Origin of the sequence: Amorphus coralli DSM 19760 (assembly GCF_000374525.1) — a bacterium.
Lineage (GTDB): Bacteria > Pseudomonadota > Alphaproteobacteria > Rhizobiales > Amorphaceae > Amorphus > Amorphus coralli.
This window is the reverse complement of the sequence record NZ_KB894572.1, coordinates 136,199-157,686: the sequence shown is the minus strand read 5'-3', so window position 1 is coordinate 157,686 and position 21,488 is coordinate 136,199. Positions and strand designations below refer to the sequence as shown.

At 65.1% G+C, this 21,488-nt stretch carries 19 protein-coding genes; 8 read left to right on the top strand and 11 right to left on the bottom strand.

Annotated features, from left to right (window positions below):
- Positions 1–3: 3 nt before the first annotated feature.
- From C507_RS0108710 to C507_RS20815, 6 genes are all read right to left on the bottom strand, one after another.
- Positions 4–1,527 carry an amidohydrolase family protein gene (locus C507_RS0108710; protein WP_018699298.1) on the bottom strand — a complete coding sequence of 508 codons (1,524 nt, stop codon included), beginning with the start codon at positions 1,525–1,527 and terminating at the stop codon, positions 4–6.
- Positions 1,528–1,568: 41 nt separating this feature from the next.
- Entirely contained in the window at positions 1,569–2,312 is a 744-nt protein-coding gene (locus tag C507_RS0108705) for an ABC transporter permease (RefSeq protein ID WP_018699297.1), read from the bottom strand.
- Positions 2,313–2,315: 3 nt separating this feature from the next.
- Positions 2,316–3,119 (bottom strand): ABC transporter ATP-binding protein, encoded by an 804-nt coding sequence (locus C507_RS0108700; RefSeq protein ID WP_018699296.1) that lies wholly within the window; start codon positions 3,117–3,119, stop codon positions 2,316–2,318.
- Entirely contained in the window at positions 3,116–3,946 is an 831-nt protein-coding gene (locus C507_RS0108695) for an ABC transporter permease (protein ID WP_018699295.1), read from the bottom strand. The genes C507_RS0108700 and C507_RS0108695 overlap by 4 nt, the downstream gene beginning before the upstream one ends.
- Positions 3,947–4,021: 75 nt before the next feature.
- Entirely contained in the window at positions 4,022–5,005 is a 984-nt protein-coding gene (locus tag C507_RS0108690; protein WP_018699294.1) for an ABC transporter substrate-binding protein, read from the bottom strand.
- Positions 5,006–5,118: 113 nt separating this feature from the next.
- Entirely contained in the window at positions 5,119–6,090 is a 972-nt protein-coding gene (locus C507_RS20815; RefSeq protein ID WP_083923424.1) for a LysR substrate-binding domain-containing protein, read from the bottom strand.
- 92 nt (positions 6,091–6,182) lie between these two features.
- Here C507_RS20815 and C507_RS0108680 point away from each other — a divergent pair, with 92 nt between their 5' ends.
- Positions 6,183–6,620 carry a VOC family protein gene (locus tag C507_RS0108680; RefSeq protein WP_018699292.1) on the top strand — a complete coding sequence of 146 codons (438 nt, stop codon included), beginning with the start codon at positions 6,183–6,185 and terminating at the stop codon, positions 6,618–6,620.
- Between the two features lie 136 nt (positions 6,621–6,756).
- Here C507_RS0108680 and C507_RS0108675 read toward each other — a convergent pair whose 3' ends face one another.
- Entirely contained in the window at positions 6,757–7,566 is an 810-nt protein-coding gene (locus tag C507_RS0108675; RefSeq protein ID WP_040400857.1) for a helix-turn-helix domain-containing protein, read from the bottom strand.
- A gap of 174 nt (positions 7,567–7,740) precedes the next feature.
- Between C507_RS0108675 and C507_RS0108670 the strand changes: the two genes are divergently transcribed.
- From C507_RS0108670 to C507_RS0108650, 5 genes are read left to right on the top strand one after another with little or no spacing between them, the layout of a single operon-like run.
- Positions 7,741–8,793, top strand: a complete 1,053-nt coding sequence (locus C507_RS0108670; protein ID WP_083923423.1) for an ABC transporter substrate-binding protein — start codon at positions 7,741–7,743, stop codon at positions 8,791–8,793.
- Positions 8,790–9,872, top strand: coding sequence for an ABC transporter ATP-binding protein (locus C507_RS0108665; protein ID WP_018699289.1), 1,083 nt, complete (start codon positions 8,790–8,792; stop codon positions 9,870–9,872). Before C507_RS0108670 ends, C507_RS0108665 begins: the two co-directional genes overlap by 4 nt.
- Positions 9,865–10,752 (top strand): ABC transporter permease, encoded by an 888-nt coding sequence (locus tag C507_RS0108660; RefSeq protein ID WP_156829232.1) that lies wholly within the window; start codon positions 9,865–9,867, stop codon positions 10,750–10,752. Before C507_RS0108665 ends, C507_RS0108660 begins: the two co-directional genes overlap by 8 nt.
- Complete coding sequence (locus C507_RS0108655; protein WP_018699287.1) at positions 10,752–11,543, top strand: ABC transporter permease; 792 nt, start codon at positions 10,752–10,754, stop codon at positions 11,541–11,543. The genes C507_RS0108660 and C507_RS0108655 overlap by 1 nt, the downstream gene beginning before the upstream one ends.
- Before the next feature lie 4 nt (positions 11,544–11,547).
- Positions 11,548–12,258 carry a cysteine hydrolase family protein gene (locus tag C507_RS0108650; RefSeq protein ID WP_018699286.1) on the top strand — a complete coding sequence of 237 codons (711 nt, stop codon included), beginning with the start codon at positions 11,548–11,550 and terminating at the stop codon, positions 12,256–12,258.
- Between the two features lie 119 nt (positions 12,259–12,377).
- On the opposite strand, the gene C507_RS23700 is transcribed toward C507_RS0108650, so the two are convergent.
- Entirely contained in the window at positions 12,378–12,719 is a 342-nt protein-coding gene (locus C507_RS23700; RefSeq protein WP_018699285.1) for a hypothetical protein, read from the bottom strand.
- A 320-nt stretch (positions 12,720–13,039) separates the two neighbouring features.
- On the opposite strand from C507_RS23700, the gene dusA reads away from it, so the two are divergent.
- Positions 13,040–14,113: a tRNA dihydrouridine(20/20a) synthase DusA gene (gene dusA, locus C507_RS0108640; protein ID WP_051089747.1), complete on the top strand. Its 1,074-nt coding sequence runs from the start codon at positions 13,040–13,042 to the stop codon at positions 14,111–14,113.
- Between the two features lie 213 nt (positions 14,114–14,326).
- Positions 14,327–15,127 (top strand): DUF2189 domain-containing protein, encoded by an 801-nt coding sequence (locus C507_RS20805; RefSeq protein ID WP_018699283.1) that lies wholly within the window; start codon positions 14,327–14,329, stop codon positions 15,125–15,127.
- Positions 15,128–15,242: 115 nt separating this feature from the next.
- Here the strand turns inward: C507_RS20805 and C507_RS22330 are convergent, their stop codons facing one another.
- The 3 genes from C507_RS22330 to cobA all read right to left on the bottom strand — a co-directional run bounded on the left by C507_RS22330 (position 15,243) and on the right by cobA (position 21,475).
- Positions 15,243–19,073, bottom strand: coding sequence for a PAS domain S-box protein (locus C507_RS22330; protein WP_169508960.1), 3,831 nt, complete (start codon positions 19,071–19,073; stop codon positions 15,243–15,245).
- A 271-nt stretch (positions 19,074–19,344) separates the two neighbouring features.
- Positions 19,345–20,652 carry a cobyrinic acid a,c-diamide synthase CobB gene (locus C507_RS0108625; RefSeq protein ID WP_018699281.1) on the bottom strand — a complete coding sequence of 436 codons (1,308 nt, stop codon included), beginning with the start codon at positions 20,650–20,652 and terminating at the stop codon, positions 19,345–19,347.
- Entirely contained in the window at positions 20,642–21,475 is an 834-nt protein-coding gene (gene cobA / locus C507_RS0108620; protein ID WP_018699280.1) for a uroporphyrinogen-III C-methyltransferase, read from the bottom strand. Before cobA ends, C507_RS0108625 begins: the two co-directional genes overlap by 11 nt.
- Positions 21,476–21,488 lie beyond the last annotated feature (13 nt).

The following is a 21,488-nucleotide window of genomic DNA, read 5'->3' as shown; positions in this document are numbered from 1 at the left end:
TCTCTAGTGCCCGGTGAAGAGGCGGTTTCCGCCAACATTGGCAGCCCAAATGCGCCGATGCGCCTCGTCCAGGTAGGGTCGCAGCTTCTCCACCCGGCGTTCGATCGCTTCGTAATCCGAGCGAAATTGTGGAACCACGGCCATGATCTGCTCCAGAAGTCGGTCCTGGTCCATCGTAGCCAGCCTTCCACCATCGATGACCACACGGCCATCCACCACGACCGTGTGCACGCCACGGCCACCCTCCGTGTAGACAATCTGACGCACGGCGCTGTTGAGCGGGACATAGGACGGGTCTGACAGGTCGAAGAGAACCAAGTCACCGCGCGCGCCCGGCCGGATACGGCCGAGATCAGCATCGCGATTGACCGCATGTGCACCGCCGGTGGTTGCCGCCGCGTAAGCTGCCTCCGCTTGCGGGGTCTGGTCGTGGGCGTCGCTGATATGAGCCATCAGCCCGAAGAGCTTCATGGCCTGGAAGATGTTCTGCGCATCGCTGCAGGAGCAGTTGTCGCATCCGAGCGCGAGTGAGACACCCGCCCGCTCGAGTTCCAGGATGGGCGGAATTCCGCTCTTGAGCTTCATGTTGCTCAGCGGATTGATGACGACATTGGTGCCCGTCTCTGCGAGAAGCGCAATTTCCTGATCCTGCAGCCAGACGGAATGAGCAAGGTTGAGCCGAGGACCCAACAGCCCCTCCGCCTGCAGGCGTCGGATCAGCGACCCTCCGTGCTCGGGATATTCCAACCGCGCCTGCAGGGCCATGCCCTTGGACTCGTAGATGTGGGTGAAAATCGGCAGGTTGTAAGTTTCCGATAGGCGCACCGTCCGCTCGACGAGCTTGCTCGTACAGCGCTCGGGCGCCGACGGGCCAAGTGCCCAGGAAATGCGTTCGAACCGGCTAGGCGTTTTGAGGAAGGTGTCCTCGAAGTAGGCGAGCTGATCGATCCTGGCGTCGGGTTCGGCCGCGGTGGACAATTGGCCATGCAGTTCCTTCGGAAACACCTCCTTCCAGAACGGGATCGTCTCGATACCCTTGATATCGGCGTACTGCAGAGCCACCACGGCCCTGAGACCAATCTCGTCGTAGGCTTCCAGAACGGCGTCCAGATGCTCTTCGTCAAAGGGATAGAGTGTCACCATGTCCTGCACGGTGGTCATGCCGGAGCGCAGACACTCCAGCGCACCAAGCAGCGTGCGGGCTTTTATCTCCTCCCGGCTGCGCTTGGGATATTGCGGCGGCAACGCCAGCAGCCGCCATGTCTCCAGCGGCTTCTGCTCCAAGAGCCCCTTCGCCAGGGTGTCATGCGAGTGGTAGTGCGCGTTGATGAAGCCCGGCGTGACCAGCCTGCCGGCTGCATCGAGCACGGCAATATCGGGCCTCGCGTCCGCCATCGTCTTTGCCTCACCTCCGATGGCGGTGATCACGCCGTCGGAGATGAGGATATCGGCGCGAACGGGGGTATGCGGCGACTGCCCGTCAAGAAGAGCAAGACCGTTGCGAACAAAGAGTGAGAAACCGGCCATTCGGGCAGGGCTCCATTAAACCGGTGGCGATGTGCCTGCGATCAGCGTGACTTTGCGTGGAGTGTCAGCCGCCTCTCCAGCAGGCCGACGATCTCAACCAGCACGAAGCCGAGCGAGAATACGACCAGCACCAGCGCCCAGAACCGGGTCATCTGGAAGGTCTGCAGGTAAGTCTCGAACAGCGCGCCGAAGCCCACCAGTGCGATGATGATCTGGCCGATGATGACCCCTTTCACGCCCCGCACCACGCCCAGGCGGACACCGGTCATCACTTCCGGCATGGCTGAAGGAAGCAGGATCTTTCGAAACATCTGCCAGCGTGTCGCGCCGTTGGAGCGGGCCATTTCCACCAGCGAAGGGCTGACGCCCCTGATGCCCTCCCTTGTATCGATGATGATCACCCACACGGCGAACAGGAAAACCGTCGCCACGACTGTTGTTTCGCCAATTCCGAGCAGCGGCATCAGCGCGGGCACCACCGCCGTCAGCGGCGCCGAAATGAAGATGTTCACCCAGACATTCAGGATGCGGTCCGCGGTGTCGAACCGCCCCATGAGTGCGCCCACCAGGATTCCGACCACCAGCGCCAGGCCGAGACCGATGGCAAAGGCCCGCGCAGTGACGACCAGTGCCGTCTGGAACGACTTGAGCTGCACCACATCACCGATGGTTATGATGATGGCGCTCAGCGGCGGAAACATCGTGCTACCGGCAATCCGGGTCGACAACTCCCAGAAAAGAGCCCACGCGAGCAGCGACAGGAAGACGGGAAGACGGCTCGACATAGTTCAGCTCAGATACTGCTTGAGCTGCGACCAGATATCGTCCACCGCATCGAGGTAGCGCTGGTCGCGGCGAACCGCCTCCGGACCGGCACCCCGATCGAATCCGGGGCGGATCGACTTGACCACGCGCCCGGGATTGCGGGTCAGGAGCACCACCTGATCGGAGAGGTAGACCGCCTCCTCGATGGAGTGGGTTACGAAGATGACGGACTTTTGCTCTTCTCGCAGCAGTTCAAGCAGATCCTCCTGCAGCTTGCGGCGCATCTGCTCGTCAATGGCGGAGAAAGGTTCATCCATCAGCAGCACGTCGGCGTTGACGGTCAGGGCCCGCGCGAGCCCGGCCCGCTGACGCATGCCGCCGGACAGCTCGCTGGGAAACTTGTGCTCCGCACCGGCAAGGCCGACGCTCTTGATGTAGCGCCGCGCAATATCTTCGCGCTCCGCCTTTGGCGTTCCGCGAAGTTCCAGGCCGAATGCGACGTTGCGCAGCACGCTTGCCCACGGCATCAGCGCGAAGTCCTGGAAAACGAACGCGCGCTCCGGCCCGGGGCCGTAGACGGTTCGATTGTCTACTCGGACTTCGCCGCCGGACGCCGGAAGCAGGCCAGCGATGATTTTCAAGAGCGTGGTCTTGCCACATCCCGAAGGGCCCAAAAGCGTCGTTAGCTCACCACGACGGAACTCGATCGTGACGTCCGACAGGGCTTGCGTCCCGTCGCCGTAGCGTTTCGAAATATCGACCGCCTTCACGATGATGTCGGCGACTTCAACAGGCTCCGCCATGCGGATGGCAGTCACGGATGTCATCGGAGGCTTCCCTGTCCGAGGGCCTTGAAGATGCGTCGTTCCACGACCTGAAGCCCGGTGAGAACCAGGGTGGCGAGCGCGATGATCGAGAAGATCGCAGCGAACATTTCCGCGTATCGGGCTACCGATCGGTAGTAGCTGATGATGTCGCCGATACCGGTCGGCGTGATCAGGAGTTCGGCCAGAACAATACCAATGAAGCCACCGGAAATGCCGAGCCTAAGACCGGCGAAGATCATGCCACTGGCATGCGGCAACATGATCTTGACCACCTGCTGACGCCGCGTGCCCATGAACGACCGGGTCATCTCCAGCAGCGAGTCGCTCGTGTAGCGGATGCCGTTGTAGGAATTCAGCGTCACCATTGGGAGACTGAGGATCACCACCGCGATCACCTTCGCGGTCAACCCGATGCCGTAGGCATAGGTGATCAGCGGGATGATCGCCGCCATCGGCGCCGTCTGCAGGATGATCATCGGCGGGAACAGGGCCCATTCAGACGTCCGCGACAGGCCCATGGCGACCCCGAAGCCCACGCCGAAGACTGAAGTAATAGAGAGCCCGATTAGGAGTGGTGGCAGGGTGCGCCCGTAGGCTGCGATAAGCTCTCCGCTGGAGATAAGCCCGAAGAGCGCGACAACGACGTCGCCGAAGGGCGGAAACGCAAGGCTGATGGGTATCCTGCCGGCCAATTCCCAAAGGCCGAAGAAGAGAGCGAAGGAAAGCAGCTTCCAGACGATCGGCGGAAGGTCACCAACCCGATCCTTCAGCCCCATACCGGGTTCGGAGGACGCGGACGGATCGTGGGAAAGAGTCTCGGCGGACATCAGGTTTCGTTTGCCCCTTGGGCGAAAATCATAGGGTGCCCGCAAACAGGGGGCACCCCTTCTGCATGGCGCGTTCTACTGGTCGCCGTCAGCTACCTTCAGCGCGGCATCGAGCGGTCCGAAGTCCCAGACCTTTTCGAGTTTCTCCGCCATGGCAGGGTCGAGTTTTCCGGCCTGCGCCAGGAACAGGACGTCGGAGGTGGCAGCGGCCTCACCGCCGCCGTCGGTCGGGAAGATGCCGGCAGCAACCGCAGCCTCGAAATAGGGAGTGATGTCTGCGACCTCCTCGTCACTCAGATCGGGAAGCAGCCCGAATTCTTCACGCTGGGCGGCGGGCCAGGACGGATCGGCGACCGTCGCCTTGGCCGACTTGAGGAGCTCCTCAAGCAAGATCTGGACCGCCTCCCCGTTCTCGGCGAGAAAATCCGCGTTGACGTAAAGCGTGGAGTCGGAGGCATCGACGCCGTCCATCGGCAGGCGCCCGAAGCGCTCCGGATCGCTATCGATCAGCACCTTGGAGGACACCATGTCGAGAAACGTCGCCTTGATGTTGCCCTGCTGCATGGCAACGACGCGAACCTCGGACCCCGGCACGTAGGAGATTTCACTGAACTCGATCCCCTTGGCGGTGGCAACGATCTCCGCGAGCGTCTCGGTCCCAGAGCCGCGCGCATGAACCACGAACGCTTCGCCATCAAGCGCTTCCCAGTCGGGATAAAGCGTCTTATCTGCCACCGGAATGTAGGCAAGCTTGCGGATTTGGTAGATGTTGCGGACCGGCGCATCGAGGTTGACGATTGGCTCGTAGGAGTCACCCACGCCCATGTCGACCTGACCGTTCAGGACCGCCTGGAAGACGATATCGTCTGCCCGCAGCGAAGAGAGTTCGATCTCCACTCCCCGCTCTTTCGCGCGTTCGTAGGCGATAAGCTGAATCAGGTCCTCGCCAGAAAACGTATCGGCTTCCGCGATACGGATGGTTCCCACCTCCTGGGCCTGGGCACCTAAGGCTGTCATCGCGAGAAGGGCGGCAATGCCGATTGGCTTGATCATGTTCATTCGGATCTCCATCGAACTTCTAACCGCGAGCGAGACCTGCGGCTCGAAGACAGCGTCGCATGTGGCGGATTAATCAGACCAATGAAAAGATCGAATAAACTATGTGATTACAGTTATAATTCCTGTTTGCCTTTCTCAGGAGCGGCGTGCCGGCGATCACCGGGGCCAGCGGCCGACCTGAGGAATTGCACGAGCTCGGCGAGCAGCGGCGAGGCGGCGGCGGCGGGACGTGACACACACCAGTAACTTGCGCCTGTGCGCCATGCGCTTCCCGGCACCGCGATGAGGCGGCCGACGGCGAGATCGTCCCGGGCAAGAACCTCCGGCAGTAACGCCACCCCTAGGCCTGCTCGGGCCGCTTCCAACACCATGAAGAAGTGCTCGAACGCCAATTGGCTCGCATGATCTGAGACAAGCGCCACGCCATGCCGGTCGGCCCAGCGGTTCCAGGCGAGGGCACGCGTTGTGTGGGTAAGGCGACGGACACGAGCGAGTGCGGCCGGTCCTTCGAGGCCATGCTGGGCGACAAATTCCGGCGCCGCGGCCGCGAGCATGGTTTCCGGCATCAGGCGCTCCGACGCCAACGGCGCCCAACCGCCTCGCCCCCAGGTCACGGCCACGTCCACCGCACCCGGATCCCAGCTGATCGGGTCCTTCCGGTCTGTCCCGAAGTCTGCATCAATGGTGACGAGTTCGACCGATGCTCCAGGACTGTTCTCTAGGAAAGCACCGAGCCTGGGCGTCAGCCAAAGCGCTCCGATGGATGGCAGCGTGCCTATGCGCAACACGCCGGGCGTCGTATGAGCGAAATCTGCCGTCGCCGCTTCGAACCCACGCATGGCCTCGACGGCGAAGCTGCGCAGGCGCTCCCCATCACGTGTCAACGCCAAGCGACGCCCCTCACGCAAAAACAGCACGGCTCCAACCTCCGCCTCCAGCGCCTGCATGCGCCGGCTGACGGCACTCTGGGTGAGGTCGAGGTGCCGGGCGGCCCTCGTAAAACTGCCGAAGCGGGCACACGCCTCGAAAAGCGGCAGCGCGGCGAGCACCCGGGCAGATCGAGTGTGCAACATATGCCATCTCATGAGTTTCTCGAATGCATAGATGATGATATCGCAATTGATCTCATCTGCAGAGCCGGCGTCTCATGCCTCTTGCACAATCCGGAGGAAACCGCATGACCGTTCAGGCCACCGCACGCCCGTTTCATCTCGCATTCCCCGTGACCGACCTCGAGGCGGCGCGCGCCTTCTATCGCGACGTTCTCGGGTGCGCGATCGGCCGTGAGGACCCAGGCAACTGGATCGACTTCGACCTCTACGGCCACCAGATGTCGGCGCATCTCCGCCCCGCCTCGCTGACAAGCGGCGAAACCGGTACCGTTGGAGGGGACGCGGTTCCCATCCCCCACTTCGGCGTGGTCCTCACGATGGACCAATGGACCGACCTTGCTGACCGGCTGAAGGCGGATCCGGAGACGCGCTGGGTGCTCAAGCCGAAGGTGCGCTTCGAGGGTGAACCCGGCGAACAGGCAACGCTGTTTGTATTGGACCCGTCCGGGAACCCGCTCGAGTTCAAGGGCTTTGCATCCGACGCAGCCCTTTTCCAGGCATAGCGGACGCCGCAATCGATCATTGCGGGCGCTCGGCTCTGGGCTCGACTGGGCGCCGGGGAGAGTATCGATCTCACGCAGTTCGCCACCCGTCTAACGCGAGCCTGCGAAAATGACCGCAAGTCGCCCCACTGGCATTTCAAACGCGCGCCATGAAGGCCAATTCGTGAGGCAGGATCTCGCACCTGATGCGGCGCCGGATCTCCGGATCGATGCGCTCGTCATCCTCAGCATAGAGGTCGCAGCCGCGCATGGCCTGGCGAAGGTCGATGTCCTGACCAAGATACTCCATCACCACCCGGTAGCAGGCGATCTCGCGCCCGGACGACCGTGTCACGCCCAGGGTCAGGCCCTGGAGCAGCTGCGGCTGATCCTGCTCGTAGGGATAAAGAATGCTCAGCCAGGGCGCCCGCCCGATCGTCGATTCTCGCTCGAACATGACGATCTTGTCCCCGGTATGGACGAAGATCCCGTTGTACTTCTTCACGCGCACCCGGGGATCACGCGGATAGCGCTCGACGTTGCGGCTGACGATGAAGCCGTTCTGTTCGTAGACATGGCACAGGCCGCGCAGGATGCAGCCCGGATATTCCAGCGGCATGAAGTAGTTGTGGTAGTAGCCGACCTGCTTCAGCAAAGGCGCCACGCTGTCGCTGGTCAGGAACAGCGTCTTGCGGATCTCGTCCGATAGGTCGGAGATGTTCGGCGCGATTGGCCGGCGGATGCTCACCAGCTTCCGAAACGCGTCATGCTCCATCAGCAGCTCGTAGTCCTCCAGGCCGAAATGGTCGGCGATGCGGCGCACGTTGGACAGGCCCGGCTGTGAGGTCCCCGCCATGTACTTTGTGAACTGCTGACGGTTGATGCCAATCTGGCGGCATACCGCCGTGATGGACCGCCCATAGCTACACAACAGGCGAAGATTTGCGGGCAGATCCGCGGCACTCATCCACACAGCTCCGATCTGACGCGATTTGACGCGACTTATGCCACAAGTCGCGTCCAGAAGCGACGCGCCACGGCATTGTGATTGTGCACTGCACCCCGATAGGCTCGCCGCAAGAAACACAGCCGCCACTCTCGGCCGGCATCAATCAGCCTCCAGAAGCATGGGACAGACCTGATGAACCAGCTACCTCGCGCACCGCGCCGCGTGCTTGCAGCCAGCCTCCTTGCGCTGACATTTTCGGCGACCACTGTCAGCGCCCAGGAACTGAATATCCTGACGTGGGAGGGCTATGCTGAGGACGCCTGGATCGACCAGTTCGAGGAAGAGTACGGCGTCGCGGTCAACCCGACCTATGTCGGATCCAACGACGAGTACATGGCAGCGCTTGCGGCCGGCGACACGCGCTACGACGCGGTAGTGATCGTTTCCTCCCTCGCCCAGCCCGCGATCAAGGCCGGCTTCGTCGAGCCGCTCGATCTCTCGCTCATTCCGAATTTCGAGAATATCTCGCCGGAGTTCCGCAAGCTTGAGTTTCTGAAAGACGGCGACACGCAGTATGGCGCGCCCAATTTCTGGGACATCCAGCCGGTGACTTATCTGGCCGACGAAGTGGCGGAATGCAGCTTCGACGTGCTGTTCGACGAGAAATACCGCGGCAGGATCGCCATGTGGGACGATGTTTCCACCATCGGCGATGTCGCCAGCTACATGGGTTTTGAGAACATCTGGGACCTGAGCGACGACGAGCTTGAGCAGGTCAAGCAGAAGATGATCGAGCAGAAGCCGCTGATCCGCCGCTACTGGTCGACCGGTGGCGAAATCATCGAGCTGATGACCAGTGGCGAGGTCGTGGCGACCAACAGCTGGAGCTACGTCACCGAGGCGCTGAAGACCGAAGGCGTGAACGCCGAGCAGTGCGCGCCGGAGCGCCCGACTGCCTGGGTCGACTCGCTGTTCATCGTGAAGGGCACGAAAAACCTCGAGCTCGCGCACACATTCATCGACTTCATGCTTCGGCCGGAGGTCGCCGCGAAGGTCTACGACGTGAGCGGCTTCAGCTTCACCGTCCGCAGCGCCGAGGAGCTCCTTCCCGAAGGCACGCTCGACGGCACCAACCTCTCAGAGGGCCCCGCGTTCGTCGAGAATCTCTCCTTCTGGGGCGAGATCCCCCGACGTGGCCGCTATCTGGAGATCTGGAACGAGGTCAAGGCCGCGACCGTCGAATGAGCGAGACCTCTTTTCTGCGATTGAGCGGGGTCACCAGGCGCTTTGGTGACCTCGTGGCCGTCGACGGGATCGATCTCGACATCCGGCAGGGCGAGTTCATGACCCTGCTCGGCCAGAGCGGGTGCGGCAAGACGACCACGCTGCGTCTCGTGGCCGGCTTCGAGCAGCCAACTGCGGGCGAGATCACTCTCGACGGACGGCGGATTGACCAGGATCCGCCGTTCCGCCGGCCCATAAACACCGTCTTCCAGAGCTATGCCCTCTTTCCCCACATGACGATCGGCGACAACGTCGCCTACGGCCTCCGGTTCGACGGGGTCGGTAGGCGGGAGCGCCGGACGCGGGCCGAGGCGATGCTCGACAGGGTTGGCCTGGCCGATCGGGCCGGCCAGCATCCGTCCATGCTGTCGGGCGGGCAGATGCAGCGCGTCGCGCTGGCGCGGGCGCTCATCAAGGAACCGTCCGTTCTTCTTCTCGACGAACCGCTCTCGGCGCTCGATGCGCAGCTTCGCAAGGAGCTGCAGCTGGAGCTCAAGCGCGTCCAGCGTGAGACCGGCGTCACCTTCATCTATGTCACCCACGACCAGGAAGAGGCAATGATGATGAGCGACCGGATCACGGTGATGAGCCGTGGCCGGATCTGCCAGACCGCCACGCCCGAAGAGGTGATCACATCGCCGGCGACGCGGTTCGTCGCCGAATTTGTCGGGCGCTCGAACAAGCTGGACGGGACCGTAGCGGCCGCCGAGGGCGAACGCGTCCAGGTTCGGCTCGCGTCGGGCGAAACCATTAATGTCGCGCCCGCCGCGGCCGCGCCGGCGGTTGGCGCCGCGGTGCGGCTCGTCTTGCGCGCCAGGGACATGTCCGTCGCCACCGAAGGCTGCGGACCGGTCACGGCAACGCTGCGGGACGTCATCTTCCTCGGCGACGTCCGCAAGCTCATCCTGTCCCTGAAGGACGGCACCGAGGTGGAGATCGACGAGCCTGCCGAGGCATCAGCGCCCCGCGCACCCGGAGAGGCGCTCGGCCTCGCCTTCACCGACGGGCCGGTCCACGTTTTCGAGGCCGACCGTGACTGAGGCATCCGGAGCCCAAAGGACCCGCCGGTTCGCTCGCCCATCGCTGACGACCCTGGTGTGCGGGCTCGCCGCGCTCGTCTACGTCGCCGTCTTTATCGCCTACCCCTACGCACACGTGGGCGTGTTCAGCTTCTGGGAGAAGGATCTCTATTCGATCCGGCCCGCTTTCATTCTCGACAACTACGCACGCATCGTGGAGCGGCCGCTCTACCTGCATGTGATCGGCAATTCGCTGCGGATCGCCGCCTTCGTCACCCTCATCTCCGCCGTCCTCGGCTATACGCTCGCCATGTTTCTCGAGCGGTACGCGGGACGCTGGAAGACACTCCTCTTCTTCCTGCTCATCGTGCCGCTGTGGACCAGCTTCCTGCTGCGCGCCTACGTCTGGAAGATCATTCTCGGCCGCAACGGGCTGATCAGCGGCATCCTCGGCCAGTTCGGCATTCAGCCAGACGACATCGGCTTCATGCTCTACAGCGAGGTCTCGATCGTCATCGCGCTTGTCTACATCTTCGTGCCGTTCGTCGCGATCCCGGTCTTCGCGGCGCTGGAGAAGATCCCGCCCTCCTACCGAGAAGCCAGCGCGGATCTTGGCGCCCGGCCGTTCCAGACGTTCCTCGACGTCGTGTTTCCGCTGACCGTCCCGTCGCTCCTCGCCGGATCTACCATCGTGTTCTGCCTGTCGTTCGGCGACTTCATCACGCCGGCGCTGCTTGGCGGCAGCGACAACATCATGATCGCCAACATTATCATCGGGCAGTTCGGAGCGGCCTTCGACTGGCCGTTCGGCAGCGCGCTGGCGATCGTCGTCCTGGCAACGGTAATGCTTGTAGTCACCACCGCGGCCTGGATCGGCAACCGAGTGGCGGAAGGACGGTGATGGCAAACGGCAAGCCCCCCCGCCTCGCCTTCGGCGTAGCTGCGTTTCTGATCTACGCTTTCATGTACGTGCCGATCGCGGTACTGGTCGGGTTCTCCTTCCAGGAGAGCCGAGTCCTCTCCTGGCCGATCGAGGCGTGGTCGCTGCGTTGGTACGCGGCCCTGTTCGAGAACCGCCAGCTGCTGGAGGCCCTCGTCAACAGCCTCCAGGTGGCCACCGCCTGCGTGGTCGTGACCAGCCTCGTCGGCGTGCCGCTGGCCCTGGCGCTGAGACACTTCGACCATCGCTTCGTCGCGCTGCTGGAACGCACCATCCTGATGCCGCTGATCGTGCCGCCGCTGATCACCGGCCTCGCGATCCTGCTGATCCTCAACCGCGCCGGCATCCAGCTTTCTCTGGCCACCATCATCCTCGGTCAGAGCGTGGTGTGGATGCCGATCGTCGTGACGCAGGTCTATGCCCGCCTGCGCAGCCTCGACAAGGAGCTGGAACACGCCAGCATGGATCTCGGTGCGAACCGGCTGCAAACCTTCTTCCACGTGACGCTTCCCTCGATCCGCACATCGGTCGTCGGCAGCGCCCTGCTCGTCTTCACCCTCTCCTTCGACGAGCTTCCCGTCACCTTCTTCCTCACCGGCTCGGAAAACACCCTGCCGATGTTCATCTGGTCGATGCTGCGGATCGGCATCACGCCCGAGATCAACGCGATTGCCTCGCTGACGGTCCTGGCTTCGATACTCCTGACCCTCGCCGGCATCCGCCTCCTCCTCAAGAAAGACAAGGTTAGGTAAGGCCATGCATCAGGGACTGAACGAAATGGGCGGCATGATCCCCGCCGTCGACCTGTCCAAGCGCGACCGGATCGCGCTGATGATCATCGACATGCAGTATCACGATGCCTCGCCGGACCACGGCATGACACGCGCCTGGGAGGCCGCCTACCCCGGTTCGATGAGCTATTACAACGACCGGCTGCGCGACGTGACCGTGCCGTCCATCCGCAGGTTGCTGGACTATTTCCGGCAGGAGGACCTGGCGATCGTCCACGTTGTCATCGGCTCGCCCTACCGGGATCTCCGCGACTGCCCGCCCCGTTTCCGTGTCTGGACCCGCAACATGGAAAAGGCGGTCGGAATCGAAGACGTCTGGTGGACCGAAAACCCGGACTTCGCGGTGATCGAGCCGCTTGCCCCGCACCCCGGCGAAACGGTCGTGCGCAAGACCACCAACGGTGCCTACAACGGCAGCGAGATCGACGCGACCCTGCAACGCATGGGCATCTCCGGCCTCGTCATCACTGGGTGCGTAACCAGCGCCTGCGTTGAGACGACGGCGCGCGACGCGGCCGACCGCGGCTATGACTGCGTCCTCGTCTCCGATGCGTGCGCCGACTACGACCCCGACATGCACGCCGCCACGCTGAAGGCCTTCGGCCTCTATTTCGGCAGCGTCGCGACCAGCGCCGACGATGTCATCGGGGCCGTCAGTACCGGATCCTCAATCTGAACCAGGACAACGGGGAAGGCTTGCGCGGTCGGACACGCCAAGGCCGTCCTTTGGCCTGCTGCCGGTTTTTCGGACACGCAGTTAGGCTACCATAGCTCGTTGCTCGAACTCGACGGGGCTCAGATAGCCCAGTGTCGAGTGTCGACGCCGAGGATTGTAGAAGCGCGTTCGCGGGACTTTGAGGTCACTGCCATACGCTTCGCGACCTTGAAGGCGTCCTTCATCGGCTGATCGTCGAGCCGGTAGCCCCAGGCAGGGCGTGCGACTGAAAATACGGCAGCAAGGTGCGACAGGTAGTTTGCAACGGTTTGCGGTTGCCGGGTTTCCGCAAGCTCCTGTGCAAACCCGAAGATGTCGCCGCTTGTGATGTTGGGGCACGACATTTTGGCGATGTCGAAACCCGTGATCGAACGGAGGACCTGAGCCTTCGTCCTTCCGATCTCGCGCACACTGTCGTTCACGTACCGATCGATGGCATGAGCGAGCGTGGGCGAACCCGATCGGAGGCGAGCACGCTGTTCCGGATCGCGTTCCTCCTTCTCGCGTCTAGCATTCCAGGCGACCGCGGCGGCGCGACGGCCGAAAGTCCGATCCTTCCGCAGAACGGTGACCCCGTTTTTCCGAATGCCGATCTGCGCTACGTACTCCCATCGCCATGCCCGTGCGCACGCCGCCCCCCTCCTTTGCCTTGAGGCGGGACCGTGTCGCGCACAGCTGCAGGGTGAGCCGAGGCCAACGATGATCGGGTCAGAGGAACATGACCGAGACGGAAACGCGTACCATGCCGGTCACGGGACAGGACAAACCGGTCGCCTATACGGGCGGCCCCGGCACGCCCCGTTTCGCCGTCGCACCGATGATGGAGTGGACGGACCGGCACTGCCGCGTCTTCCATCGCCGGCTCACGCGCCATGCTCTTCTTTACACCGAGATGGTAACCGCCCAGGCCGTCGTGCACGGCGACCGCCAGCGCCTGATCGGCTATTCGCCCGAAGAGCATCCCCTCGCGCTGCAGCTCGGCGGCAACGATCCCGACCTGCTCGCCGAGGCGGCCCGCATTGCCGAGGACGTCGGCTACGACGAGGTCAACCTCAATGTCGGCTGCCCGTCGGACCGGGTAAAGGACGGCTTCTTCGGCGCCTGCCTGATGGCCGATCCCGACCTCGTGGCGCGCGGCGTCGCTGCCATGAAGCGCGCCGTCTCCCTCCCCGTCACGGTCAAGTGCCGCATCGGCATCGACGACCAGGATCCCGAGACCGGCCTCGACCGCTTCGCCGACGCCGTGGTCGACGCCGGCACCGACGCCCTCTGGGTGCACGCCCGCAAGGCCTGGCTGCAGGGCCTGTCGCCGAAGGAGAACCGGACCGTTCCGCCGCTGGACTACGACCGGGTCTACCGGCTGAAGCAGCGGCTGGGGCCGCTGTTCGTCGGGATCAACGGCGGTATCGAGAGCCTCGACGACGCCGCGGCTCACCTCGCCCATGTGGACGGGGTGATGCTCGGACGCGCCGCCTATCACATGCCGGGCCTGCTTGCCGGCGTCGACCGGCGCTTCTACGGCGCCGGCGGGCCGGATGCGGATCCCGTCGAGATCGCTCGCGCCATGGTCCCTTACCTGGAAGGCATCGTGGCCGAAGGCTGGCGTCCGGCCGCCCTCACCCGCCACATGCTCGGCCTGTTTCACGGCGCCCCCGGTGCGCGCGCCTGGCGCCGTGCGCTTGCGGAGCAGGCGGCCCGGTCCGGCGCGGGCGCCGAGGTGCTTGTCGAGGCTCTCGCCGGCATCCTCGACGCAGGCGCCGCGCATGCCCGCACCCAGGCGGCCGACCGCCCGCCGGCGGAAGTCACCCTTTCCTGAGCGCCCTCCGGCCAATCCCGATCGCAAACCTCTGTCCGCGCCGGCCTCGCCCGGGGCCGGGCGCCTCCCAGCGCGCCGTCTCCACGTTGATCTTTCACAACTCCTGTGCGGCCATGAGACGCTAGTGTCGCGGGCGACGGGCGGGTCAACCGCTAACAGCCGATGCAGGAGACGGCCACCGATGACGCCAACGGACGCGAGGGAGGGGCACCAGTGACCGACGGAAGCCTCAATGCCGCCACCGGACCGGATGGCCTCGCCGGCGAGCGGGATCCCATGGTCCGCGCCGTCACGGCCGCCGACGTCCGCGACGCCTTCGCGGCCGGCATGGCCGACTGGCGCGAATGCCCGCTTTACGGGCTGGCGTTCGGAGCCGTCTATGCCGGCCTCGGCATGGTGATCCTCACGGTCCTTCTCGCCGGTGATCTCACCACCCTCATTGTTCCCGCTCTGTCGGCCTTCCTGCTCATCGGCCCCGGCATCGCCCTTGGGCTTTACGAGATCAGCCGGCGGCTGGAAGCCGACGAGCCGATCCGCCCCGGGCCGATCGTCACGGCCGGACTGCGCCATGGCGGTGGCCAGGTTGCCCTGTTCGGGGCCGTTTTGGTGGCCATTGCGCTCGTCTGGATGGGCGCGGCAGAGTTGATCTCGATCGCGCTTGCCGGCGACCGCGGCGGTTCGGTGGCCGGACTGCTCAGCTGGGTCGCCACCACCGGCGACGGGCTGCGCTACGCGCTCGTCGGCACGATCGTCGGCGCCGTATTCGCCGGCGCCACCTTCCTGATCGGGGTCGTCGCCGGCCCGATGCTCTTGGATCGTGATTTGAGTGCGGTCCAGGCCTGCCGGACCAGCGCACGGGCGGTCGGCCGCAGTCCCGGAGCCTTCCTGCTCTACGGCCTGCTGGTCACCATCATCATCGCGGCGGGAATGGCTGCCTTCCTGGTCGGGCTCCTGGTCGCCCTGCCGGTCATCGGCTTCACCACCTGGCACCTCTACCGGCGCGCGGTCGGCTGACAGCGGAGACGAGGGCACAAGCCGCGGCGTCCTTCAGGCCGCTTCGGCCTCCGCCGCTTCCGGCTGGTCCTGGCACCGAACGGACCCGTATCGCAGCCGCTCCTTCGCCGGGCCATCAGGCGGGGCCGCCGCTCGCCGCCTCGTCATTGGCCGCGCCCTCGAGCCTGAGCCGCTGTTCCATGCTGGCGGAGGGCATCGGCTTGCCGAACAGGAAGCCCTGGAACTGGCCGCAGCCCAGCTGGCGCAGCGTCGCGAACTCCTCGTCGCGTTCGACGCCCTCGGCCTGGATGGTCAATCCCATCTTCTGGGCGAGAACCACCATCAGCTCGCAGATAGCGTACTTCTCCACAGACGTGTCGATGTTCGTTACGAACGAGCGGTCGATCTTGATCTTGTCCACCGGCATCTCGTGCAAGCGCTCCAGCGACGACGAGCCGCGTCCGAAATCGTCGATGGCGATCTTCACGCCGAGCCCTTCCTTGAGCCGCTTCAGCAGCCGGTCCCCCCGATCTCCGGAGTGCATCAGCGCCGTCTCGGTGACCTCGATCTCCAGCGCCTCAGGCGGCAGTCCCGAATATTCCAGCGCCGAGCGGACCGTGGTTTCCGTTTCGTCCAGGATCAGCTCGCGCGGCGACAGGTTGACCGAGATCACCCCCGGCTGAAGCATCCGCGTCTGCCACAGGCGCATCTGCCGGCAGGCCTCGAACAGCACCATCCGGTCGATCTCGAAGATTAGCCCGGTCTCCTCGGCTATGGGAATGAACTCGCCGGGCAGCACCAGCCCGCGGTCGGGACTGCGCCAGCGCACCAGCGCTTCCATGCCGATGGTCCGGCCGCCCGACACGTCCACCACCGGCTGGTAGTAGATGACGAATTCGCGCTTGGAGAGCGCGCCGCGGATCTTCGCCTGAACGTCGAGCCGCTGGGCGGAGGCGCGGGTAAAGGCGCCCTCGTAGAACTGGTAGCTGCCCTTGCCGCTGCGCTTGGCCTGGTAGGCTGCCGCATCGGCATGGCCGATCAGCTCCAGCGCGTCGCTGCCATCGTCCGGAAAGCGGCTGATGCCGATGGAGGTCTCAACGAAGATCTCGTGATCCCTGTCGATCTCGATCGGCTTCTCGAAACAGGCGCGAACCCGCTCCGCCAGCGCCGTGGACTGCAGCTTAGAGCGCACGGACGGCTGCATGATCAGGAATTCGTCCCCGCCGAAGCGCGACACAACGTCGGAATCGCGCAGCACCGTCCGGAGCCGCTGCCCGACTGCGACCAGCAGCTTGTCGCCGATCTCGTGGCCGTAGGTGTCGTTGACATATTTGAAATCGTCGAGGTCCAGGAAGTGGACCGCCACGCCGTCGCCCTCCCGGCCTGCGGCCGTGAGCGCCGTCTTGAGCTCGCTCACGAACTTGCGCCGGTTGGGCAGGCCGGTGAGCTCGTCGTTGTGGGCCAGGTCGACCAGCCGCTGCTCGGTCTGCTTGAGCCGGGTGATGTCGGTGAAGACGCCGACATAGTTGACGACTTCCTCTTTCTCGCCGAGCAGCATCGTCACCGAGCACAGGAGCGGGATCAGGCTGCCGTCCTTGCGCCGTCCCCAGGTCTCGCCCTTCCAGAATCCGCGTTCGCGCACCGCGCGCCGGATCTCGCCGATCAGTTCCGGCGTGGCCTGCACCGGTGGAATGCGGCGAAGATTCTGGTCGACGACGTCGGCCTGGCTGTAGCCGGTGATGCGCTCGAAGGCCTGGTTGACCGTCACCACCTTCAGCGTCGCGTCGAGAACGAACACGCCGTCGCGCGTGGCCTCGAAGACCGCCGCGAGCAACCGGATGCGCTCCAGGCGCTTCTTGTCGTCGGTGATGTCCCGGCCGATGGACTGGATCTCGGTGAGGGTGCCGTCCTCATCGAAGATCGCGCGATCCGTCCACTGGTGCAGCCGCCGGCCTCCGCCGCGCACCTCAACGGAGTGTTCGAAAGTCTTCCAGGGCTCCTGCGCCGAAAAGCTGTTGTAGTGCGCCAGCACCACGTCGCGCTCGTCCTGCGGAACCCGGTCGGCAAACCGGTGACCGACCACCTGCTCGATCGGGAGGCCGACGTGGCGTCGGTAGACCTCGTTGGCAAAAGTCACGGTGGTGTCCGGAGTAAACCGGACGATCATGTCGAGGTGCTGCTCGACGATGGACCGGTACCGGGCCTCGCTCGCACGCAGTTGTGCCTCGATGCGCTTGCGATCGGTCACGTCGCGGCCGATCGACTGGAACTCGATCAGGTCGCCGTCGTCGTCGAAGATCCCGCGGTCCGTCCACTCCTGCCACCGCATTTCGCCGCCCGGCAGGCTCACCCGGTACTCGAATGAGCGCACGGAATCGGTGGGCGTGACCCGGCCGAGATGCGCAAGTGCGCGCGCCCGGTCCGACGTCGGAAGGAAGGCGATGAACGGCCGGCCGACAAGTTCGTCGACAGACCGGCCGAAGGCATGGGCATAGGCGGGGTTGACGTAGGTCAGCGTGGTGTCCGGCTTGAACCGGCAGATCAGGTCGACCTGGTCTTCCACGATCGAGCGGTAGCGCGCCTCGCTCGCCTTCAGGTCCGCCTCGATCCGCAGCCGCTCGGTAATGTCGCTCACCACGGCCGTATAATAGGATCGCGATCCCGGCGCGCGCTGGACCTCCGATAGGGTGACTTCGGTCCAGACCGTTCCGCCATCCGGACGCTTCAGACGCAGACGGATCGGAGCCTGCGAGGGGCTTTCGGACGCCGTTGCAACAAGCTGCCGGAAGTGCTCGGCGGACGCCTCGTCGAGGAAGGCCGTCAGCGGCTTGCCGCGCATCAGCCGTCCCGGTTCGCGCACCATCGCGTCGAAGGCGGAGTTGGAATAGACGATGGCGTGTTCGCCGCGCTCGGAATCGAGAATGACGATCCCGGTGTCGGAGGCGTCCATGGCGGTGGCTTGCACGCGGATCCGGTCAACGAGTTGCCGGTGCTCGGTCGTCTCGCGCGCCGCGCCGTGCCAGATCACGCCGCCTTCGGCGCGGCGCTCCGGGGTGGCGTGGGCTTCCACCCAGATCTCGCCCTTCACCGGATGCTGGACGCGGAATTCCTCGCTCCACTCCGCGAGCGCCTCCGCGTCCCGGCGCATGGTCTCCTTGACCCGGTCGCGGTCACGGACATCGACACAGTCCAGCATCGGCTCGCAAGAGGTCGCGACATCGTCCGGCGCGATGCCGAACACGTCGCGGATCCCGTCGCTGGCATAGGTGAAGTAGCCGGTGCCGTCGCCGCGCCAGACGCACTGGTAGATCACGCCGGGCAGGTTGGCCCCGATCTTGGTCATCGTCGCGGCGTTCTCGCGCATCTGGGCGTTGATGCGATCGCGGTTGAAGCGGAGCTCCGTCGCCTCGAGCAGGGTGCGATAGTTGTTCAGGCACAGGACGCCGAGCAGCGCGCCGTAGAGCGACAGGATGCCCGCCAGCCCATAGGCCGCGCTGGTGCCGAGGGCAACAAGCTCGACGACGAGCGGACCGAGAGCCAGGGCAGCGAAGGCCACCACCGAAAGCGGGCTCGCCGAGCGCGAGGCGGCGTGGCCTCCGGCGAACCCGGCAAGGACGAAGGGCACCAGTAATCCCGACAGGCCCTGGTCCAGTTGCGGGCGGAACAGGACCACGGCGGCAACGCCCCACAACAGACCGTAAAGCGCGTCACCGGCAACGAACCAGGCATGCCACTGGTCGGCACGGCTGCCCCGTGTCGGGGACCGCCGGAAGCGCAGCACCAACAGGATGTTGATGCAGGCAACGACGACGGCGAACAGGAACAGGAGCGGAAGCGTTGGCGCGCGCGGTCCGTAACCGAGCACAAAACCAAGGATCAGGATGGCAAGCGGGTGAAGCAGGGCCTGGAACGGCGTTGCGCTGCGCGCCACGAGTTCGTTGAACGAACGACGGATCGCACGAGCCATCTCGTCCCTGCCCGGTCCCTTGGACCGATCGGTTGCCGCGGAGCGCCTGGTCATCGTGCCGTGGTCTTTGCCGCCATGAAGCCGGCAGTCGCGGCTGCGAAACACGCCACTGCCCGAATTCGGCAATCATATCATCGAATTGCCATACAAGACATCATACGACCTCAACGCGTGTCGCCTGGCAACCGCCGCTCAGGGTTTGGGACATGCTGGAGCGCACTTTTTTCACGATTTCGTGAACGATAAAGACAGGGCGTGGCAATCTGGCCACTCAGGCACGGTCCAGGATGTGGATGTAGGAGCCGCAGACCGTCCCACGGACGGCCCCTGCTGGCGGAAGATCCGAGCCGGCCGCGTCTTGCAGCCTGAAGAGCGGTGCGGTGGCCGGCGCCACGGTCTCCACCGAGTAGTGGAATTCGTGCCCTTTGAGGCGCGTTGACCAGGGCAACGGCCCCGCATGGTCGGCCACCCGGTAGCCGAGGCTGCGCCTGCGCTGCGCAAAGCTTGTCACATGGTCGAGAAGACCGGTCATGGCGTGCGTTGTCCCGTCGGCATCCACCAGCGCCCGGCCGAGCGCCATGTAGCCGCCGCACTCGCCGTAGACGAGATGACCCGCTTCCGCATGGTCCCGCAGCCCCCGATGAAACGCCGTCGCCGCCGCCAGCCGGGCGCCGTGCAACTCCGGGTAGCCGCCGGGCAGGAACACTGCATCCGCCGCCTGGTCGGGTGCCTCGTCGGCGAGCGGCGAGAAGAAGACCACCTCCGCACCGGCCCGCCGCCAGCCATCCAGGAGATGCGGGTAGGAAAAGGCGAAGGCCTCGTCGCGGGCCACCGCGACGCGTTGGCCCAGCGGCTGCAGCGGGTCCGGAGGTGGCCCGCCCGCCGGCTCGGCCGCCGCCATCATCAGCGCGTCGAGGTCGACGCCCTCCGCCACGGCGCGACCGGCCGCCGCAACGAAAGCGGCGAGATCGGGATGCTCGCCCGCCTGCACCAGGCCCAGATGACGCGAGGGGATGGCCAGTGCGGGGTCGGTGTGGACACAGCCATAGCAGAGCTGTCCCGCCGCCTCGATGGCGGCGCGCAGCATCGTCTCGTGCCGGGCGCTCGCCACCTTGGTCAGGATGACCCCGCTCACCTCGATGGTCGGATCGAAGCTGGTGAAGCCATGCACCAGCGCCGCCACCGAGGCGCTCTGGCGCGATGCATCCACGGCCAGCACGACCGGCAGATCGAGATGCCGTGCCAGGTCGGCGGTCGAGCCCCTTCCCTTCGCCGGCCCGTCGAAGAGCCCCATCACCCCTTCGATCAGCAGCACATCGGAGCCTGCAGACGCCTCGCCTGCGAGCGCGCTCACCAGGTTCGGCCGCATGGCCCAGAGATCGAGGTTCGGCACCGGTCGAACCGAGGCGGCATCGTGGAAGCGGGCATCGATATAGTCCGGTCCGGTCTTGGCGACCGCAACGGCGTGTCCGCGCTCGCGCAGGGCAGCGGCAAGCCCCAGGGTCAGGACCGTCTTGCCGGATCCCGACGACGGGGCGGCGATCAGGAGACCTGCCGTTTCGCCGTCCTCATCCGACATCACCGATCCCCATCTGCTCGACATAGCGGCCGACATCCGCCCGCAGGCTGACCGTCGGCCCAACCACGACGATGGCCGGAGTCGTGAGCGCGCCCGCAGCGGCCAGCTCGCCAACCGCGCCGAGAGTGCTGTCCACCACCGACTGTTCAGGAAGCGTGGCGTGGGACACCACGGCCACCGCGTCGTCGGGCGTCCGCCCCCCATCCATCAGCTTCTCTGCGATGGCCGGCAGGTTCTTCACCGCCATATACATGACCAGCACCGGCGCGGCCGTGGCCACCGCCGCCCAGTCGACGCCGGCCGGCACGGTCCCGGAGGAATCGTGGCCAGTCAGGAACAGGACGCTGTGATTGGTGTCGCGATGCGTCACCGGGATGCCCGTATAGCCGACCCCGCCAATGCCGGCGGTGATCCCCGGCACGATGCGGAACGGCACGCCCGCCGCCGCAAGGGTCTGGCATTCCTCGCCGCCGCGTCCGAACATGAACGGATCGCCGCCCTTGAGTCGCAGCACCCGCTTGCCAGCGCGGGCCAGGTCCACGAGGCGGGTAGAGATGTCGCTCTGGTGAGCCGACGGCTTTCCGCCGCGCTTGCCGGCATATTCGAGAAGCGCCCCTTGCGGTACCCACTGAAGGATCTCGGTTCCCACCAGCGCGTCGTAGATCACGGCGTCGGCTCGGGTGAGCGCGTGGTAGCCGAGGAGCGTCAGGAGACCTGGTGCGCCTGGTCCGGCGCCGACCAGCCACACGGTGCCGGGATCGAAGCTCGGAAAGCCGACCCGGTCGAGCGCGGCGAAGGACGGGGTCTGTGGACTGTCGCTCATGCCAGCCCTCCCG

What these genes read in the sequence shown, in the direction of transcription:
- C507_RS0108625 (WP_018699281.1), bottom strand. Translation starts at nt 20,652, where the DNA reads ATGTCGGATGAGGACGGCGAAACGGCAGGTCTCCTGATCGCCGCCCCG.
- C507_RS0108675 (WP_040400857.1), bottom strand. Translation starts at nt 7,566, where the DNA reads ATGAGTGCCGCGGATCTGCCCGCAAATCTTCGCCTGTTGTGTAGCTAT.
- C507_RS0108705 (WP_018699297.1), bottom strand. Translation starts at nt 2,312, where the DNA reads ATGTCGAGCCGTCTTCCCGTCTTCCTGTCGCTGCTCGCGTGGGCTCTT.
- C507_RS0108650 (WP_018699286.1), top strand. Translation starts at nt 11,548, where the DNA reads ATGCATCAGGGACTGAACGAAATGGGCGGCATGATCCCCGCCGTCGAC.
- C507_RS0108695 (WP_018699295.1), bottom strand. Translation starts at nt 3,946, where the DNA reads ATGTCCGCCGAGACTCTTTCCCACGATCCGTCCGCGTCCTCCGAACCC.
- C507_RS22330 (WP_169508960.1), bottom strand. Translation starts at nt 19,073, where the DNA reads ATGGCTCGTGCGATCCGTCGTTCGTTCAACGAACTCGTGGCGCGCAGC.
- C507_RS20815 (WP_083923424.1), bottom strand. Translation starts at nt 6,090, where the DNA reads ATGAGATGGCATATGTTGCACACTCGATCTGCCCGGGTGCTCGCCGCG.
- cobA (WP_018699280.1), bottom strand. Translation starts at nt 21,475, where the DNA reads ATGAGCGACAGTCCACAGACCCCGTCCTTCGCCGCGCTCGACCGGGTC.
- C507_RS0108680 (WP_018699292.1), top strand. Translation starts at nt 6,183, where the DNA reads ATGACCGTTCAGGCCACCGCACGCCCGTTTCATCTCGCATTCCCCGTG.
- C507_RS0108690 (WP_018699294.1), bottom strand. Translation starts at nt 5,005, where the DNA reads ATGAACATGATCAAGCCAATCGGCATTGCCGCCCTTCTCGCGATGACA.
- C507_RS0108670 (WP_083923423.1), top strand. Translation starts at nt 7,741, where the DNA reads ATGAACCAGCTACCTCGCGCACCGCGCCGCGTGCTTGCAGCCAGCCTC.
- C507_RS0108655 (WP_018699287.1), top strand. Translation starts at nt 10,752, where the DNA reads ATGGCAAACGGCAAGCCCCCCCGCCTCGCCTTCGGCGTAGCTGCGTTT.
- dusA (WP_051089747.1), top strand. Translation starts at nt 13,040, where the DNA reads ATGCCGGTCACGGGACAGGACAAACCGGTCGCCTATACGGGCGGCCCC.
- C507_RS0108710 (WP_018699298.1), bottom strand. Translation starts at nt 1,527, where the DNA reads ATGGCCGGTTTCTCACTCTTTGTTCGCAACGGTCTTGCTCTTCTTGAC.
- C507_RS0108700 (WP_018699296.1), bottom strand. Translation starts at nt 3,119, where the DNA reads ATGACATCCGTGACTGCCATCCGCATGGCGGAGCCTGTTGAAGTCGCC.
- C507_RS0108665 (WP_018699289.1), top strand. Translation starts at nt 8,790, where the DNA reads ATGAGCGAGACCTCTTTTCTGCGATTGAGCGGGGTCACCAGGCGCTTT.